The 17,771-nt window shown below is 65.4% G+C and carries 16 protein-coding genes; 6 read left to right on the top strand and 10 right to left on the bottom strand.

Going from position 1 to position 17,771, the window contains the following annotated elements; genetic code table 11:
* Positions 1 to 15: 15 nt before the first annotated feature.
* The gene (locus tag FFS30_RS21105; protein WP_137915167.1) at positions 16 to 1,398 is read right to left on the bottom strand and encodes a PLP-dependent aminotransferase family protein; all 1,383 of its coding nucleotides are present in this window, start codon (positions 1,396 to 1,398) and stop codon (positions 16 to 18) included.
* Positions 1,399 to 1,527: 129 nt separating this feature from the next.
* Here FFS30_RS21105 and FFS30_RS21100 point away from each other — a divergent pair, with 129 nt between their 5' ends.
* Positions 1,528 to 2,391 (top strand): DMT family transporter, encoded by an 864-nt coding sequence (locus FFS30_RS21100; protein ID WP_137915166.1) that lies wholly within the window; start codon positions 1,528 to 1,530, stop codon positions 2,389 to 2,391.
* Between the two features lie 68 nt (positions 2,392 to 2,459).
* On the opposite strand, the gene FFS30_RS21095 is transcribed toward FFS30_RS21100, so the two are convergent.
* From FFS30_RS21095 to FFS30_RS21085, 3 genes are all read right to left on the bottom strand, one after another.
* Entirely contained in the window at positions 2,460 to 3,542 is a 1,083-nt protein-coding gene (locus FFS30_RS21095) for an ionic transporter y4hA (protein WP_137915165.1), read from the bottom strand.
* A 191-nt stretch (positions 3,543 to 3,733) separates the two neighbouring features.
* Positions 3,734 to 3,979, bottom strand: a complete 246-nt coding sequence (locus FFS30_RS21090) for a helix-turn-helix transcriptional regulator (RefSeq protein WP_137915164.1) — start codon at positions 3,977 to 3,979, stop codon at positions 3,734 to 3,736.
* Complete coding sequence (locus FFS30_RS21085; protein ID WP_137915163.1) at positions 3,979 to 4,605, bottom strand: DUF2975 domain-containing protein; 627 nt, start codon at positions 4,603 to 4,605, stop codon at positions 3,979 to 3,981. The genes FFS30_RS21090 and FFS30_RS21085 overlap by 1 nt, the downstream gene beginning before the upstream one ends.
* 10 nt (positions 4,606 to 4,615) lie before the next feature.
* On the opposite strand from FFS30_RS21085, the gene FFS30_RS21080 reads away from it, so the two are divergent.
* On the top strand, positions 4,616 to 5,539 hold the full coding sequence (locus FFS30_RS21080) for an ABC transporter ATP-binding protein (RefSeq protein WP_137915162.1): 924 nt from the start codon (positions 4,616 to 4,618) through the stop codon (positions 5,537 to 5,539).
* Positions 5,536 to 6,321, top strand: coding sequence for an ABC transporter permease (locus FFS30_RS21075; protein WP_137915161.1), 786 nt, complete (start codon positions 5,536 to 5,538; stop codon positions 6,319 to 6,321). Before FFS30_RS21080 ends, FFS30_RS21075 begins: the two co-directional genes overlap by 4 nt.
* 12 nt (positions 6,322 to 6,333) lie before the next feature.
* Here FFS30_RS21075 and rhtA read toward each other — a convergent pair whose 3' ends face one another.
* Positions 6,334 to 7,221 (bottom strand): threonine/homoserine exporter RhtA, encoded by an 888-nt coding sequence (gene rhtA / locus FFS30_RS21070; protein ID WP_137915160.1) that lies wholly within the window; start codon positions 7,219 to 7,221, stop codon positions 6,334 to 6,336.
* A 185-nt stretch (positions 7,222 to 7,406) separates the two neighbouring features.
* Here rhtA and FFS30_RS21065 point away from each other — a divergent pair, with 185 nt between their 5' ends.
* The gene (locus FFS30_RS21065; RefSeq protein ID WP_137915159.1) at positions 7,407 to 8,633 is read left to right on the top strand and encodes an MFS transporter; all 1,227 of its coding nucleotides are present in this window, start codon (positions 7,407 to 7,409) and stop codon (positions 8,631 to 8,633) included.
* Between the two features lie 85 nt (positions 8,634 to 8,718).
* Here FFS30_RS21065 and FFS30_RS21060 read toward each other — a convergent pair whose 3' ends face one another.
* A complete protein-coding gene (locus FFS30_RS21060; protein ID WP_212742532.1) occupies positions 8,719 to 12,024 on the bottom strand; it encodes an Ig-like domain repeat protein in 3,306 nt (1,101 codons plus the stop codon).
* A gap of 434 nt (positions 12,025 to 12,458) precedes the next feature.
* Here FFS30_RS21060 and FFS30_RS21055 point away from each other — a divergent pair, with 434 nt between their 5' ends.
* The gene (locus tag FFS30_RS21055; RefSeq protein ID WP_137915157.1) at positions 12,459 to 13,379 is read left to right on the top strand and encodes a M14 family metallocarboxypeptidase; all 921 of its coding nucleotides are present in this window, start codon (positions 12,459 to 12,461) and stop codon (positions 13,377 to 13,379) included.
* Positions 13,380 to 13,512: 133 nt separating this feature from the next.
* Here FFS30_RS21055 and FFS30_RS21050 read toward each other — a convergent pair whose 3' ends face one another.
* The 3 genes from FFS30_RS21050 to FFS30_RS21040 all read right to left on the bottom strand — a co-directional run bounded on the left by FFS30_RS21050 (position 13,513) and on the right by FFS30_RS21040 (position 15,296).
* Entirely contained in the window at positions 13,513 to 14,205 is a 693-nt protein-coding gene (locus FFS30_RS21050; RefSeq protein ID WP_137915156.1) for an energy transducer TonB, read from the bottom strand.
* A gap of 195 nt (positions 14,206 to 14,400) precedes the next feature.
* Positions 14,401 to 14,766: a hypothetical protein gene (locus FFS30_RS21045; protein ID WP_137915155.1), complete on the bottom strand. Its 366-nt coding sequence runs from the start codon at positions 14,764 to 14,766 to the stop codon at positions 14,401 to 14,403.
* A complete protein-coding gene (locus FFS30_RS21040) occupies positions 14,763 to 15,296 on the bottom strand; it encodes a polymer-forming cytoskeletal protein (RefSeq protein WP_137915154.1) in 534 nt (177 codons plus the stop codon). Before FFS30_RS21040 ends, FFS30_RS21045 begins: the two co-directional genes overlap by 4 nt.
* 270 nt (positions 15,297 to 15,566) lie before the next feature.
* Here FFS30_RS21040 and FFS30_RS21035 point away from each other — a divergent pair, with 270 nt between their 5' ends.
* Positions 15,567 to 16,148, top strand: coding sequence for a 2'-5' RNA ligase family protein (locus tag FFS30_RS21035; RefSeq protein WP_137915153.1), 582 nt, complete (start codon positions 15,567 to 15,569; stop codon positions 16,146 to 16,148).
* Between the two features lie 264 nt (positions 16,149 to 16,412).
* Here the strand turns inward: FFS30_RS21035 and FFS30_RS21030 are convergent, their stop codons facing one another.
* A complete protein-coding gene (locus FFS30_RS21030; RefSeq protein WP_137915152.1) occupies positions 16,413 to 17,723 on the bottom strand; it encodes an amidohydrolase family protein in 1,311 nt (436 codons plus the stop codon).
* Between the last annotated feature and the right edge of the window lie 48 nt (positions 17,724 to 17,771).

The raw sequence follows: 17,771 nt of genomic DNA, 5'->3' as shown, positions 1-17,771 counted from the left end.
CGCCGGGTCGAAGTTCTAGCGATCCAAAGCGCGCGCCAGCACGTCGAAGATGCGCGGATTCGATGATTGAGCAACGTTGAAGCGCAGGAAGCCGCTCGCGTTGAGCGACTGACTGAACGCATTGCCCGGCGCGAGCACGATGCCGTCTTGCAGGCACGAGCGTGCGATGTTCGCCGCATCGATGCCTTTCGGCAGCCGGGCCCAGACGAACATGCCGGCCCGCGGCACGATCCAGGGCGAGATGGCCATCGCTTCGAGCCGCGCGAGGGTCTTGTCCATTGCTGCGGCGAGGCGCACACGCACCGCCTCCATGTGCTTGCGGTAGCCGCTGTCGGTCAGGGCGGTGAGCAGAACGGCAAAAGCGAGCTGGCCGCCGCCGAAGCTGGTCGCGATCTTGAGGTCGGTGAGGCTGTCGATCCAGTCGGCGCGCGCCGCGATGAATCCGCAGCGCAACGAGGCCGAAATCGTCTTCGAGAAACTGCCGATGTGGATCACGCGCGCGAGGCCGTCGAACGCGGCCAGTCGCGGTGCCGGGTCGGTTTCGAAGTCGGCGAAGATGTCGTCTTCGACGATGATCAGGTTGGAGTCTTCGGCCAGCTTGAGCAGGCGATGCGCGACGACCGGCGACAGCGCGGCGCCGGTGGGATTGTGGATGCCGGAGTTGGTGAGGTAGAGGCGCGGCGAGTGTTCGCGCAGCGCGGCTTCGAAGGCGGCGAGGTCGGGTCCGTTCGGCGTGAACGGCACACCGATCGCTTTCGCGCGATGCGCGCGCAGCAAGGCGTGGAAGTTGAAGTAGCACGGATCGTCCACGAGTACGGTGTCGCCCGGTTCAAGGAAGAAACGGCAGATCAGATCGACGGCCTGGGTGCCGGATTCGGTCAGCAGGATTCGTTCGGGCGTCGCGTCGATGTCGCTCGCGGCAAGCCGCCGGGTGAGAAGCTGGCGCAGCGCGGGCAGCCCGAGCGGCGTGGCGTAGTCGGCGAGCACCGTCGCGTCGGCGCGTGCGGCGACGCGCAGGGCGCGGCGCATGCCGGCTTCGTACATCCACGAGGGCGGAAGCCAGCCGCAGCCCGGCTTGAGCATCGACGTGTCGGCTTCGAGCGACTGGCGCGATACCCAGAGTGGATCGACTTCGCGGTCGAGACGCGGGCCGATCTCGGACAGCGCCAGCGGCGCGATCGGCCCGGAAACGTAGAAGCCCGAGCCGGGCCGCGCGGCGATGACTTCTTCGGCGGCGAGCCGTTCGTAGGCTTCGACCACGGTCGATACCGACAGCCCCATCGTTTTCGCCTGCGCACGCACCGAGGGCAGGCGCATGCCCGGCAGATAGGAGCGCGACGCGATCTTCGCGCGGATCGCCTCCATCACAACGTCGATGCGCGTTCGCTGCGGCTTCATGGGCTCAATTCTGGTCCGATCTGTACGGTCATTCAGAGCATAACAGTTACTTGAAATTGTATTGCACTGTGCGTGGCCGAGCCAAGGCGCGCGTGATGTACTACCAAGCCATCGAAAACGGCATCGGCAATGGACAAAACGGCAAGCGGCTGGCTCAACGGTTTCATCGGCGTCGCCATCTTCGCCGGCTCGCTGCCGGCGACGCGCGCGGCGGTGCTGGATTTGGATCCGGTGTTTCTAACCTGCGCGAGAGCGAGCATCGCCGCCTTGCTCGGTGGGGCGCTGCTGTTGGGGCTGCGCCAGCATTGGCCGACCCGGGCAGAGCTGCCGTCACTGGCCGTCGTCGCGTTCGGCGTGGTGGTCGGTTTTCCGTTGTTTACCGCGCTGGCTTTGCAGCACGTCTCTTCGGCGCATTCGATCGTCTTCGTCGGACTGCTGCCGCTGTGCACCGCTGTCTTCGGCGTGATCCGCGGCGGCGAACGCCCGCGGCCGGCGTTCTGGCTGTTCTCGCTGCTCGGCAGCGCCTTCGTCGTTGGCTACGCGGCCTGGGGCGGCATCGAGGCTTCGCTGACCGGCGATCTGCTAATGCTCGCCGCGATCGTCGTCTGCGGCCTCGGCTACGCGGAAGGTGCGCGGTTGTCGCGTGACCTCGGTGGCTGGCAGGTCATCTGCTGGGCCCTGGTGTTGGCGCTGCCGGTGATGCTGCCTGCGGCGATCTTCTCGATGCCTGCGTCGTTCGCGCAGGTGAGGGCACCGGCTTGGTTCGGACTCGCCTACGTCTCGCTCTTCAGCATGCTGATCGGTTTCGTGTTCTGGTACCGCGGTCTCGTCCAGGGCGGCATCGCCGCGGTTGGCCAGTTGCAGTTGCTGCAACCGTTCTTTGGTCTCGCGCTTGCCGCGCTGCTGCTGCACGAAACCGTGAGTTCGGCGATGCTGCTCGTGACCTTGGGCGCCGTGGTCTGCGTCAGCGGCGCGAAGAAATTCGCCACCTGAGGCCGAGCGAGCGCGCCGTCGAGCCTCTTTCCGCGCAGGTCGATCGCGTTTTATTCCGACCGCGTTTGCTACGGCACGAAACTGAGGAACAAATACGCGGCGAACAGGACCAGATGAACCACGCCGGGCAGCATCGTCGTGCGGCCGGTGCGCAGCGAGATCGAGACGACGAACAGCGACAGGATCAGCAGCACGGTCGACTTGTTGTCGACGCCGAGCGCGAGCGGCCAGCCCATCATCACCGAGAGCACGGCGACGGTGGGCACGGTCAGGCCGATGCTCGCAATGGCCGAACCGATCGCGAGATTGAGGCTGGTTTGCAGGCGATTCGCATGCGCGGCGCGGATCGCGGCGACGCTCTCGGGCAGCAGCACGATCGCGGCAATGAGAATGCCTACCGTCGCGGCCGGCGCGCCGGCGGCCTGCAGCGCTGCTTCCATCGACGGCGAGATGCCTTTCGCGCTCAGCACCACGGCGACGAGGGCGACGAGCAGCAGGCCGAGGCTGGTCATCGCCTCCTGGTTGGTCGGCTGCGTCGCATGTTCGTCGGGATCGCCTTTCGCCGGCAGAAAGTAGTCGCGATGGCGCACGGTCTGGAACACGGTGAACGCGGCGAACAGTACCAGGGTCGCCGCAGCGACGAAGAGCAATTGGCTGCGCGTGTAGATCGGGCCCGGCGTGCTGGTCGAGAAATTCGGCAGGATCAGGGTGAACACGACGATGACGGTGAGCGTGCCGAGCGCGGCGTTGATGCCTTCGAGCTTGAAGTCCTGCACGCGATGCCGGCGGCCGCCAACGAGCAGGCTGGCGCCGATCAGGCCGTTGAGGATAATCATCACCGCGGCGAATACAGTGTCGCGGGCGAGACCCGAGGTGGACTCGCCGCCGGACAACATCATCGACACGATCAGCGCGACCTCGATCACGGTGACCGCGAGCGCGAGCACGAGGGTGCCGAACGGCTCGCCGACGCGGTGTGCGATCACCTCGGCGTGATGCACCGACGCGATCACGCTGCCGACGAGTCCGAGCACGAGCAGGACGAGGACGCCCGGCAGCCCAGGCACGGCCCAGGACAACGCGAGCAGGGCGATGCCGAGCGGCGGCACCGCCAGCGTCCACAGCGGATTGTGTCGAATCTGTTGGCTCATGCGTGTCGCTCCTTCATTCGGCCGTCGTATCGGGTGGCAAAGTTCGCCTGCCCAGGTGGAAGTTACGCGATTACGCGAGCAGTTTCATTTCCGCCGGCGACAAAATGGTTCCCGCGGTCGATCGGATCGGCTTCTTGGACGGCGCGGGCCGCAATGCAGCGAACGATATCCGCGATGCCGACGCAGGGCGTTCAATCGTCATCAGTGCTGTCCGTCGCGGCCAGATCGGCTGGATCTGCATCGTAGGCGATGAGGTCGCCCGGCTGGCATTCGAGGACTGCGCAGAGTTTCGCCAGGGTGGCGAAGCGCACGCCGCGGACCTTGCCCGAGCGGAACAGCGAGAGATGGGTCTCGCTGACGCCGATCTGCGCGGCGACCTGTTTCGCCTTGAGGCCCTTGCGTGCGAGCAGCGCATCGAGAGTGATTCGGACGGGCATCAGAAAATCTCGTCGAGCTCGGATTGCACTTCGGCGGCGCGCTTGAGCACCTGCGCGAGCATGGCGAGCGACCAGCCGAGCGCGCACAGGGCGACGCTGCCGATGTCGTAGGCAATCAGATAGCCCGGCCCGGCGCCAAATAGGCGCTGCAGGCCGGGCACGAGAAACAGCGCGACTGCGGCGCCGACCGTGAGCGTCACGCCCACTCTGCGCAGAGCCGTGGCGATCACCGGCGTGTGGAACGCGCCGTCGGCAAATTCGAGCAGCGCCGCGCGAATCCACCAGAGCGCCATCAAATAGCAGGCTTCAGGAATGGCCGCGGCGAACTGCGCACCGAAGCGGCCGAACGTTCCGGCATCGGCGTCGTTGCGATAGAGCGCAATGCCGGCCGCACTGAAGCGTTCGGCCAACAGCAACAAACTCAGGGTCGCGAGCAGCAGGGTCAGCCATCGGGCGAGGGCACGGCTGCGGGCACGCAGAGGGGCGGGAAGGCTGGATTGTGACACGGCGTCTCCGAAATTTAAGTTTGACTTAAATTTTTTGCGAGAGTAATTTAACTCAAAGCTAAATTTTTGTCTTGCGAAACCCGCGCCGGCTGCCGCCGGCGAGCCATCCTTCTCGCGCATAGGCCGCCATATGTTTTGTCTGCAAACCCGCCACCTCGTATACCGCTATCGCCACGATGTCGTTCTCGACGGCATCGATCTGCAAGTTCCCCAAAGAAGCATCTACGGTTTTCTCGGCCCAAACGGCGCCGGCAAGACCACGACGCTCAGGCTGGTGCTGGGTCTGCTGACCAAGCAGCAGGGCGAGATCGAAATCTTCGGCAAACGCCTGCAGGACGACCGCTGCGCGATCCTGCGCCGGGTCGGCTCGATGATCGAAAGCCCGTCGTTCTACGATCATCTGAGCGCGCGCGAAAATCTGTTGCTCTTGCAGCGAATCCTGCACTGTCCGCGGCAGCGCATCGACGACGTACTGGCCCTGGTCGGGCTTGCGGATGTCGGGCGCAAGCGTACGGCGCAGTTTTCGCTCGGCATGAAGCAGCGGCTCGGCATCGCCATCGCGATACTGCACGAGCCGGAATTCGTGATCCTCGACGAGCCGACCAACGGCCTCGATCCGGGCGGCATCGTCGAAATGCGCGAACTGCTGCAGCGGCTCAATCGCGAGCGCGGCGTCACCCTGCTCGTGTCGAGCCATCTGCTCGCGGAGGTCGAGAAGCTCGCGACCCACGTCGGTATCCTGCATCGCGGCCGATTGAGATTTCAGGGAACCCTGCGCGAACTGTGCGAGCGCCAGCGCGGACTGCAATCGACCGCGTTGCGCACCGGTGACGACCGCGCTGCGGCGACGATCCTGATGCAGCACGGATGCCGTGCAAGGTCGACCGAGCGGGGCCTTCTCCTTCCTGCGCTCGACGATGTGGCTGTTGCAGCGATTGTCCGCGACGTGGTGCGTGCGGGCATCGGCGTCCACGAAGTCGCCGCTGTGCGCGGTGACCTCGAAAGCATCTTCATGGGCATGGTCGAAGACGTCGGCGTGAAGGAGGCCGCATGACCGCGACATTTTTCGACGTACTGCGCGGCGAGTGGTTGAAGCAGCGCCGCAGCCTGGCGATGTGGATGGTTGTTGCCGGTGCATTGTTCACGCCGGCGATCATTCTCGCGCTGCGTTTGCTGCGCTATCGCGAGCTGCCGGCGTTGCACGCGAGTGCCGACTATTGGACGCGGCTATGGCACAGCGCCTGGGAATCCTCGGCGGTGTTCTTCTTGCCGATGGGCGCCGTGCTCGCGACCAGCCTGATCGTGCAGATCGAATTTCGCAACAACGCCTGGAAGCAGGTACACGCGCTGCCGGTGAGCAAAGCGACGATCTATTTCTGCAAACTCGCGATCATATTGTCGATGCTGTTGCTGTTCGTCGCCTTGTTCAGCGTGGCGACTTGGCTGACCGCAGCGATACCGGCAGTGATCGTGCCGGGCTTGCAGATGCCGATCGCCCCGATTCCGTGGCGCGACTTTGTGCTCGACGATTTCGGCTATATCGCCGGCTGCCTGCCGATCGCGGCATTGCAGTACGCCATCGCGCTGCGCTATCGCAACGCCATGGTGCCGATCGGCGCCGGCTTCCTGCTCTGGGTCGGAACACTTGGAATGTTGTCGACGCGCTGGGCTTCTTTGAGCCCTTATTCTGTGACCATGCTCCAGTACATCGGCGAGGGCAGCGAGCGCAAAATACCGGCGCCGGCATTCGACATTCACGCGACGGCACTGGTGTATTTCGCGATCTTCGTCATTGCCGGCTATGTGCTGTTCGCCACGGCCAGACAGAAAGGCTGAAGCCAAACGCAGCTAGTTCGGCACGGGTTCGTCGGCGGTAGTGGGACGACGCACGCTCAGCGCCGTGCCCGCCGCTGCTACCACGATCGCGCCGATTGCCAGCCATTGCATTGGGCCCAGGTGTTCGCTCAGCAACACCACGCCGGCGAGCGCGGCGATCGCCGGCTCCAGGCTCAGCAGGGTGCTGAACGTGCGCGCCGGCATGCGCGTCAGCGCGACCATTTCGAGCGTGTACGGCAGCGCCGAGCTGAGCACGGCGACACCGAAGGCATAGGGCAGCAGATCGATCGAGAACAGAGCCGTGCCGGCCTGGGCGAAGCCTGCGGGGATTGCCACGAGTGCGCCGATCGACGTGCCCAGGGTGACGGCGTTCGCGCCGTAAGCGGCGCCGGCCTTCTGTCCGAGCACGATGTAGATCGCCCAGCCCACGCCGGCGGCGAGCGCGTACATGACGCCGATCGGATCGAGCGATTTTTCTACGTCGCCGAGCGGCAGCAACAGGATCAGTCCGACCACGACGAGCGCGACCCAGACGAAGTCGATCAGACGGCGCGAGTGGAACAAGGCGAGCGCGAGCGGGCCGGTGAATTCCAGCGCCACGGCGATGCCGAGCGGAATCGTGCGCAGCGACATGTAGAACACGAGGTTCATCACGCCGATCGCAAGGCCGTAGCCCCAGAGCGCGCGCAGATTCGGCTTCGCCGGCGCCGATCGCCACGGTCGCCGCAGCAGTATGAGAAGCACCGCGCTGAGGCCGAGCCGGTACGCGGTCGCCCCGGCCGCGCCGACCGCCGGGAACAGGTGCTTGGCCAGGCTTGCACCGCACTGGTAGGACACCATGGCGACGAGCAGCGCGCCGATGGCGACGAGAATGGGGGCGGAGCCGGAACGTGCAGACATGGGGCGAGCGGAATGGATCAGAGGGGCGAATCGGATGATGCCTGGGTTGCCGGCTTCGGGTCACGCGGGAAAGGGCCCGCATTCTCACGTTGCTGACAGGTTCTGTCAGCAATCGCGAGGCTTCTTAAAGTTTCTTTCACGTTGAGTTCTTTGAGGCTTATGCTGCTGTGCAGCATAATGACGTCATGGAAACGATTTCTACTGTGCAAGCCGCGGTGCCCGCCGTGGCCGTATCGCCGCGCCATCGCGTCTTGATCCTGACCGCACTGACTCTCGGCGGCTTCGCCATCGGCACCAGCGAGTTTTCCGCGATGGGCCTGATGCCGGAGATGGTGAAGAGCTTCGGCGTCACCGAGCCGCAGGTCGGCCACATCATCAGCGCATATGCGCTCGGCGTCGTCGTCGGTGCGCCGCTGCTGGCGATTCTCGGCGGACGTCTGCCGCGCCGCGCGCTGTTGCTCCTGCTGATGGGCTTCTACGCGCTCGGCAATCTCGCCAGCGCTTCGGCGCCGGACTATGTGAGTATGATGCTGGCGCGCTTCGTTGCCGGCCTGCCGCATGGCGCCTACTTCGGCGTTGCCGCGCTTGCCGCGGTGGCGATCAGCAAACCCGAGGAGCGCGGCAAGGCAGTGAGCCTGACCATGTTCGGGTTGACCATCGCGATCCTCGTCGGCAATCCGGTGGCGACGTGGATGGGGCAGACCGTCGGCTGGCGCTGGGCCTTCGTGATGGTGTCGGCGGTAGCCGTGGTCACGCTCGTATTGATCGCGGCGTTCATGCCGCGCGACCGCGCCGAAGCGCCGAAGCATCCGCTCGACGAGTTGCGCGCGTTCAACCGCCTGCCGGTATGGCAGGCACTGGCGATCGGCGCGGTCGGTTTCTCCGGTTTGTTCTGTGTATTCAGCTATCTCGCGCCGACCATGCTGCAGGTGACGAAGGCGCCGCCGGCGCTGATTCCGCTCGGCCTTGCCGGCTTCGGCCTCGGCGGTGTGATCGGCAACTTCGGCGGCGGCATGTTGTTCGACCGTCTGCGCTTTCGCGCGGTGCCGGTGATCCTGCTCGGCGCGGCGGCGATGCTGTTGTTGTTCCCGCTCATGGCGGGTTCGCTGTGGACCCTGCTGCCGATCACGGTGGCGATCGGCATGCTCGGCGCGCTCGGTCCGGTGCTGCAGACGCATTTGATGGACGTGGCCGGTGAGGCGCAGACGCTTGCGGCCGCTTCGCATCACGCAGCATTCAACGCGGCGAACGCGCTCGGTCCGGCGCTCGGCGGCATGGCGATCACGGCGGGCTGGGGCTGGACTTCGACCGGCTACGTCGGTGCGACGACGGCACTGCTCGGCACGCTGATCTATCTCTGGGCCGCCGCTACGTTGCGCCGGCCGCGCACGGAGGCATGTCCTGCGGTTTGATCCGAATACGCCGGCAGCGGTGGTGCAGGACCGCCGCTGCTGTTCGACTCGAACTTTTTTTGCGATGCGCCGGTTTTTCGTGGCGCTACCCGCGCGCGTTGCGCCGCCTTCGATTCCGATACGCGCCGACGCCGATCAGGCAACCGAGTAAGCCCATCGTCCACCGGTTCAGCGCGGGCGCGGCGACCGTGGGTGCCGGCGCGGCGCTGACTTGCTGCGTTTGACTGATCGAAGCAGCGGCGCTGTTTCCGTCGCCCGAGTAGTTCGCGGTGATGGAGTGGTTGCCTTGGCCGAGAGCAGTCGTCGAATAAGAAGCCACGCCGTTGCTCAGCGCGATCATGGCCAAAATCGTCCCGTTGTCGCTGAACGTGACCGAGCCGGTCGGCGGGCTCGAAGCCTGAGGCGTCGGGCCGTTTGTGTTCGCCGCCGATGCCGACGCCGCTTTGGCCGTCGGTGCTTCGCTCGGCGCGACGGTGGATGCGGTTACGGTGAACGTCACCGCCTGGCCGAGCATCGACGGGTTCGGCGAGCTGGTCAGGGTCAAACGAGTCGTACTGAGCGTGACCGCGAGGGCCGCGTTCGCGCCGCTCGCAGAGAAGTTCGCGTCGCCCGCATAAGCTGCGGTCAAGGTCAGGCTGCCCGATCGCGACGGCGTCAAAATGCACGAGACCGCCGGCAACGCGATCGTGCAACGGTCGGTCGAAGCGTCGCCGCCATCGCTTATGCCGATGGTTCCGGTCGGCACGCCCGTGCCCGGACGCATCACCGCCAAGTTAGCGCTGACGCTCACACTGCTTCCCGCGCGGATCGACGCGGAGGCCGGCACGATGCTCAGCGTCGTCGCCGCCTTCTCCACGGTCTGCGTCAACGAGCCTTGCGACATCAGGTTGTTCGTGTCACCCGAATAAGCCGCGGCGATCGTGTTCGCGCCGACTGCGAGGGTTGCCGTCGTGCAGATGGCTTCACCGTTGTTCAAGATCGCTGCGCTGCAGCCGTCGATCGGCACGCCGCTCGCGCTGAAGGCGAGGTGCCCGCCGGGCGTCGGGTTGCCCGTCGCCGCGGATACCGTGGCGGTGAACGTTACGGCCTCGCCGTACGTCGACGGATTGCGGCTCGCTGTCAAAGCGATACTGCTGCCAGCCGCGTCGACCGTCAGACTGCCCGTGCCGTCGCTGCTGTTGAAATTGACCGCCGCGGCGGTGTCCGGGACATAGGTGGCGGTCAGCGTCTTGGCCCCGGCGCTGCTCGGAACGAGTGCGCAACTCGTTGCCGGCAGGACGATCGTGCAGTGGTCGCTGGTGCCGGTGCCCCCGTCGCTGATCGCGATCCTGCCGCTCGGACTGCCTGCGCCTGGGAGAGCGACGGCGACCGTAGCGCCGATGCTGATCGGGCTGCCCAGGGCGATCGATCCGGGTGATGCCACACTCACCACGGTCGTCGCCTTCGCCACGCTCACGGCTGCGGGCGTCGGACCGGTCGATCCGCTCGTGTTCGCATCGCCCGAATAGGTCGCGCTGATCGAATGCGCACCGGACGCAAGGCTTGCGACCGCGCACTGGGCGTGGCCCGCGGATAGCGCGACCGCGGCGCAGCCGGGAAGCGTCGTCCCGGCGTCGGTGAAAGCCACCGTGCCGCTGGCTTGTGAATTCGCCGAGGCCACCGAGGCCGTCAACGTCGTCGCCTGCCCGTACACGGTGGACGTCGGCGCTGCGGTCAGCGCGAGCGTGCTCGGCGCCGGCTCGATCGACAGCGTGAACGTCTGCGCGGCGTCCGCCCCGATCGCGTTGTGCGCAGTCAGATGCAGCACATGGCTGCCGACGGTGCCCGGCGCGGCCGTGCCCGACAGAGTCGCCGTGCCGTCGCCGTTGTCGGCGAAAGCGATTCCGTTCGGCAAGGTGTCGTCGGGAGACAACGCGAGACTCGCCACGGGTGCGCCCGTGGACGACACGGTGAAACTGGCGAAGTTCGCCACCGTGAAGGCCACGCCGTCGGCGCTCGTGATCGCCGGTGCGTTGCCGATCGTCACGCTCTGTGCCACTTCGGCGGCAGGCTCGTACTGCGAATCGTCTCCGGGCTGGTTCGCCGCAATCGTGCAAAGACCGGTGCCGACGATCGTCACCTGGGTGCCGCTCAGCGTGCACACGTCGGGCGTCTTCGACGAATACACGATCGGATTGCCCGAGTTCGGCGATGCGCTCGCGGCCGGCGGATTGATCTGGAAGCTGCCGTTCGCGTACGCCTGTTGTGCGGGTGTCTGCGCGGGAAAGGCGAGGGTCTGTTGAAACGCCGTCTGCACGAGCGGCCCGGCGATCGCCGGAAATCCCGCGGCCGATATCGTGTAGTCGGTGTGGACGAGCGGCGGCGTGGCGGTCGATGGCACCTTGAACGTGACCGTCAAAGCGCCGGGCTTGAATGCCCCTGCCGCCAACGGATCGCTGAGAAGGCAACTGATCGTGCCGGCGATGCCCGCGGGCGGTGTCGTACAGCTCGCTCTCTCGGAAATGGAAAGCGAGCCGAAGGCGAGGCCGGCAGGCGTCGGAATCTCGATGCTTGCCGCGCCGACGACATTCGCGGAGTAGTTGCCGTACGAATAACTGTACGTGATCGTTCCGGCGGCCGAGACCGTCCCGGTCGCCTTGGCCGTGATGAACAAGCTGCTGCTGCCCGACGCGGTGGGACTGGAATCGACGTAGACCTCGCCCACGTGACTGCCGAGCGAGCATCCCGCGGCGACGATCGTCACCTTGATTTGATCGCCGAGGTTGAGCGCCGGCGTGCCCGGTGCGATGTCGATCGGCTCCCAGTTCAAATATCCGTACGAGGTGCCACCGACGTTCAATGTCTTCCAATAGTTCGGAGCCGTATCCGGCCCGTAGAACATGCGATAGAGCGGCTTGCCCGTCGTGAGATTGGTGATGTCGACGAAGGTGTACGGCTGTTGGGTGGGCAGATGCGCGGGATTTTCCAGCACCGGCGCGATCGCGAAACGCACATGGATCAGGCCGTCGTGCGGGTCGACGTCGGCGACCGTCATCGTTCCGGTCTGTTCGAGCACGTTGACGTTTTGATTTTTGCCGCTCTGGTTGATGACCGCCGCACCTTGTCCGAGCAGCGGCCAGCGGAAACTGGCGCCGGAGCCGAGCAACGGGTCGGTTTGCGAGCGGCTGCCGGCGTTGGTTCTCGCCGTGACCGTCAGCGCGGCGGGAGCCGCATGTCCGTTTATCGCGACCTGCAAATTCAGGTCGGCCAAGCTGCGCACCGGCAAAGTGATGCCCGGGTTGAGAAAAGATTTCACCGTCCACGATGGCGGCGGTTCGTTGTTGACGCCGGTCTCGAAGTCGGCATTTGAAAGCGCGGCCTGCGCCGTCGACGCTGCGAGGCATGTCGACACGAGTATGACGGCCCCTTGAAGCAAACGTTTCACGTAGTTCCCCCTGAATGAACCAAGCCCAGAAAAAATTCCCCGTTTTGAGCTGCGCCCGAAGCGGAAAAGCACGCTGCCCCGAGTCGGATGCTCTTTGCCCACGCCGACGCAATACCGGGCCATCCGTGTCGGACCGACACGGAGGCGCGCGACGAAGGCGATAGCCACCTGCACAGGACTCGGCCGGAGATTCCCCTAACCTGCGCGAGCTGCATGCGGCGGCGCGACTATACGTGAGAGCGGTGCGCGGGCATATACGGCGTTCTTCGTGAACGTGGCGCAAGGAGGATCGTGGCGAGCGGGATGCGCAAAAATGGAACGAGATCACAAGTGCGTGAGGTGTCGTGGCGCCGCACGAATGTTAGAGTCGAAGGTCCGCAGTCTTTAAGTGAGTCGAACCTTTGAACACCACGACATATCCCATCGGCACGCCTGGGCATCCCTGGGGTAGTGCCGAGGTCGCTACCTGGCTTGCGAGCCAGACGCGCAGGCGCAGTTACGAGACCGATGTACTGAGCGCGATCGATCGTCTGCGCGAACGCTTCGACGTGGCCGAGTACGGCCATCTCGACTATGCGCCCGACAGTTATCCGCTGTTCGCGATCCGCAACCGCGGCTGGCGCGAGGATCTTCCATACGTGCTCGTCACCGGCGGCGTGCACGGCTATGAAACCAGCGGCGTGCACGGCGCTTTGCAATTCGTCGACACGCGCGCCGCGGACTATGCCGGACGCGTCAACCTGCTCGTCGCACCGTGCATCAGCCCGTGGGCCTATGAGCGAATTCACCGCTGGAATCCGCAGGCGATCGATCCGAACCGTTCGTTCCGCGAGAACAGCCCGGCTGCCGAGTCGGCCGCCTTGCTGCGCCTCGTTGCACCGCTGCGCGATCGTTTTCTTCTGCACATCGACCTGCACGAAACGACAGACACCGACGAATCCGAGTTTGGTCCCGCGCTGGCCGCGCGCGACGGTAAAGACTTCAAGCCCGAAGGCGTGCCCGACGGGTTCTATCTGGTCGACGATGCCGCGCGCCCGCAGCCTGAGTTCCAGCAGGCAGTGATCGCTGAGGTCGCTAAGGTCACCCACATCGCGCCGGCGGACGAGAAGGGTGAGATCATCGGTTCGCCTGTGATCTCGCCCGGCGTGATCGAATATGCGTTGTCCCATCTCGGTCTCTGCGCAGGCATTACCAATGCGCCATACAAGACCACGACCGAGGTTTATCCCGACAGTCCGCGCGCGACACCCGAACAGTGCAACGCCGCGCAGGTGGCAGCTGTCTGCGCGGCGATCGACTACGTGCTGGCGCATCGCAAGTAGATTTTCGGATAAGGGGATTCAGCGTGCGATTTCTCGACTGCATCCCATGTATCGCCCGCTCCGGACAAGTTCCGGAGCGGGCTCCGCTCGCGCCATCGGGGGTGACTAAAATATTGCCGACGGCGGCTTGTGGTTAGTCGCCGAGACGATAGCTCACCGGCACCTCTACGCTGGCGACGACAGGGCGGCCGTCGTGCAGCGCGGGCTCGAACTTCCAGCGGCGCACTTCGGCGGTCGCGGCGCGATCGAGAGTCTTCGAACCACTGTGGCGGGCGATACGCGCGTCACTGACGCGGCCGTTGACATCGACCTGGGCAAGCACAAGCACGGTGCCTTGCTCATGCGCACGCAAAGCCTGCACCGGATACGCCGGGTTCGGACGGCGCAGCAGGGCGGCCTGACGGTCGTGAGTTCTGGCGTCGCCAGCAGAAACAGGCTTGGTGGCCTTCGCCACCAGCCGATTCGTCGGCTTGGTTTTCGCTGCAGGTTGCTGCGCACGCTTGTCGCCCATGGCAAGCGCAGCGGACTTGCTTGCTTCACCGGTCATCGTGGGCTGAGGCGTTTCGGTTGTGGTTGCGGCGGCGTTGTCCGTCGTCGCCTGAGATACCGGCGAAGTGCCTTCCGGCGACACGATCGGGGTTGCGATCGGTGTTGCCGTCGAGCCGATGTTTACTCCGTCCTGCTGGCCCTGGTGATAGAAGAACCAGGCATTCGCAGCGAATGCCACGGCGATCAGTCCCACGATCAGCGGATACCGGCTGCCCTGGGAAGCGGAACCTTCCTGCGGCATGTTCGCGTGGGCTACGGATTGTTCGGATTGAGCCATGTTAGCGTCTCCTCTCGAATGGGATGCCGCGCGGACACGGCATTCCCGGCAATTCGAGCTTGGCACGCGTGCACCGCAGCAAAGGTTTGCATTCTGTTATCGGCGTTCGCTCCGTTCAGGTTCGGTTTGTAGAACGGCTCGCGACCGTTTCTTGCGGACGCGAGCCGTTTCAAGTAGGGCATGGGCGCGAGGTGATCAGTGCCGCGTGCGATTTCGGCCCGCGGTCGGGGTCATTTCCACGCTCAGCGTGAAGGCGCGCATCTCGTCGGGATGAATCGCGCCGACGCCGACCAGGCGTCGCGCGATTTCCTCGCCGCGTTCGTTGCGGATCGTCAGCACCATCGAATACTCCCAGGCGCTGCTTTCGGCATTGCGAAAGCTGCCTTCGACGCGCAGCGGCGTGATCGCCTCGGCACCCTGCGCATCGCCTGCGGCCGGCGGCGCGCCGTAGCGCAGATGATGCTTGCACGACGGACACACCGTCGCGCTGTCGAGGATGGTTTCCCTGCAGTGCGGACAAGTGCGCGTCGCGCCGGGCAGGCCCGCGCGCGGGCCGCTCACGAGGCCGTGCCGTTGGCGGTCTTGGGCGCGGCGGCGGTCTTCTCGTCGCCCCAACCGAACTCGGCGTGGCCGCGCATGCGCGAACCGGCGGCGACGGTCAGGGTGGCCGCCTTGAGATCGCCGGTCAGCGCGCCGCTTTGAGTGAGTTCGACATGCTGGGCCGCGTCGATGTTGCCGACGAGCTCGCCGGCGATAACGACTTTCTCGGCGCGCACGCTGCCGGTCACGTTCGCGCGCGGATCGATCGACAGATCGCCATGCACGTTGATGTCACCCTTGAAGCGGCCGGCGACGCGCACGTGCCCGGCGCCTTCGATCTTGCCTTCGATGGCGATGTCGGGCGCGATCAGCGATTCGGACTTCTCCGCCGCGCGCTGCGGCGGGCGCACCGGGGTCTGTACGGCGGCAGGGGCCGGTTCGGTTTTTGCTTCCGGCGCGGCGACCGGCGCATCGAAGCGAGTGGGGTTGACGGGCTCCGGCGCAAAGGCCGGGGAAGGGGACTGCTTGGGCTGATCTTTCCACAGTGCCATGGGGCGCTCCTGGTCGAGGTGTGCTGACGTCCCGGCAGCGGCGTTCGATCGCCCCCTGCGCTGTCCGGTGCCTGGAGATTACGCGATTCGACCGGAGAAAAAAGGAAATTCTCGTTAAAATTCCTTGCAAGTCTTGGGCTTGCGTACTGTTCCGTACGCTGGATTCACGAGTTTGCCGATACGCCGCGCGTACGCGGAAGCCGGCAAAAAGCCGAACCGATCGCGTTATTGCTCAACCTGCGAAATCCTCACAACCGTTAAACTTCGCCCATGCCCGGACAAATGTCTTTCGGTGGCTTCGCGCCAGCAGAACCGACCGATCGCCTGTTCTTCGCGATCTTCCCCGATGCAACGGCGAGCGCGGCGATCGCGCGGCTGGCGCTCGAGATCGGCCAGCAGCACGGCCTGCGCGGCAAGCCGCTGCAGGTCGATCGCTTCCATATCACTTTGCACCATCTGGGCGACTACGCCGAATTGCCGACGAGTCTGATCGACGGCGCGGCGCTCGCGGCCAAGCGCATCATCGCGGCGCCGTTCGACGTCGCCTTCGATCGTGTCGCCAGCTTCGCCACGCGTGCGGAAAAGAAACCCTGCGTCTTGCTCGGCGAGGACGGCGACTCGCCGCTGCGCCGATTGCGCAAACTGCTCGGCGAATGCTTGATCGAGACCGGGCAGGGCAAACACGTCACGCGCGATTTCACTCCGCACGTGACCTTGCTTTACGACCGCGAGCTGCTGCCTGCGCAGGCGATCGGGCCGATAAGCTGGAACGTGCGCGAATTCGCCCTCGTGCACAGCCTGCTCGGCAAGACCGAGCATCGGATTCTGCAGAGGTGGACCCTGCGCGACTGAACTGTGCGGCAATCGGCCGGCACATTGTGATCGCCGTTCGCGGTCCAACGCTGCACTGCGAACGGAAGCGGATTCAAACGGAAGTGCTTCGCTTTATCACGCCGCCCGAGGAACGCGTCGGTGCGTTTCAAGCGGACGCTCAGCTCGTGCTCTTCCCGTGGGGCGGTACTTGACCGATTGAAGAAGCGCCGGAAGCAGACTCCGGCGCCTGTTCTGTTCTCGCGACGAGCGGCTCAAGGCGAACTCGATGTCGCTCGCGACGACTCACTCCATGCGCACGGACTCGCCGTGCTTGACCACGTACAGCGGCTTCTCGGTTGCGCGCACATTCTTGAGCACGTCGCCCGGCACGGCGACGATGTCGGCGTACTTGCCGGCTTCGAGCGTGCCGGTGTCCGCGTCGATGCCGAGCAGCTTGGCCGAGCCGATGCTGCTGGTCATCAGCGCCGTGGCGGGCGTCATGCCGAGCGCGACGAGATCGCCGAACTCCTCGGCGTTCTTGCCGTGCGGATACACTGCGGCATCGGTGCCGAAGGCCATCAGCACGCCGATCTTCAACGCGTTCTTCATCATGTCGGTGTGCGCGGTCGCCGCGGCGCGCGCCTTGCCGGCGATCTTCGGCGGATACGTGTCGGCTTTCGCCAACACCCATTCCTGGGTCATGCGCGTCGGCACGAGATAGACGCCTTTCTGCTTCATCAACTGCAGCGTCGCCGGAGTCAGGAAGCTGCCGTGCTCGATCGAGTCGACGCCGGCTTCGACCGCGAGCTTGGCGGCGAGATCGCCGTGCGCGTGCGCGGCGACCTTGCGGCGCCAGGCATGTGCTTCGGACATGATCGCCTTGAGTTCTTCCGGCGTGAGCTGCGGCACGTCGACCGGATCGGCTTCGGAGAGCACGCCGCCCGAGGCGCAGATCTTGATCACGTCGGCGCCGTACTTCATTTGTTCGCGCACCGCGGCGCGGCATTGTTCGGGGCCGTTGCACACGCCTTCGAGGATGCCCGACGGCTTCACCTTGTCGGGCGGCATCGGCGAGGAGTCGCAATGGCCGCCGGTGGAACCGATCGCGTGCGCGGCGACCAGCATGGTCGGGCCTTCGGCGATGTGCTGGTTGATCGCGTTGCGCAGGGCGACGTCGACGAAATCGCTGGCGCCGACTTCGCGCACCGTGGTCACGCCGGCGCGCAGGGTTGCGCGCGCGTTGCGCTCGGCATGGAACGATTGCTCGACCGGGAAGCGCAGCATGCCTTCGTAAAAGCCCTGCGCCCAATCGTCGTTGTGGTCGGAAGCGATGTGCGTATGCGCGTCGATGAAGCCCGGCAGCAAGGTGGCATCGCCGAGATCGACCACTTTGGCGTCGGCCGGAATCGCCGCATTCGCGCCGACCGCGGCGATGCGCTCGCCCTGGACGACGACGATGCCCGGCGAGACCAGCGCTCCGCTGCGTCCGTCGAATAGATGGGCGGCCTTGAGCACGAGCGGTTTAGGCGCGGGCGCTTTGGCGGCGGGTGCCTGGGCCTGTGCGGACAAGGCGAGCAGCAGGCCGGCGGCCAGCGATGCGAATCGGTATTTCATTTCTTACTCTCCCCCAGCGGTGGTGTCGAATTGGTCTCGAAGAAGTAT

The sequence above is a fragment of the Rudaea sp. 3F27F6 genome (assembly GCF_005503555.1).
Classification (GTDB): domain Bacteria; phylum Pseudomonadota; class Gammaproteobacteria; order Xanthomonadales; family Rhodanobacteraceae; genus Rudaea.
Note: the sequence above shows the minus strand (reverse complement) of the source record. Positions and strands in the feature narration are given on the sequence as shown.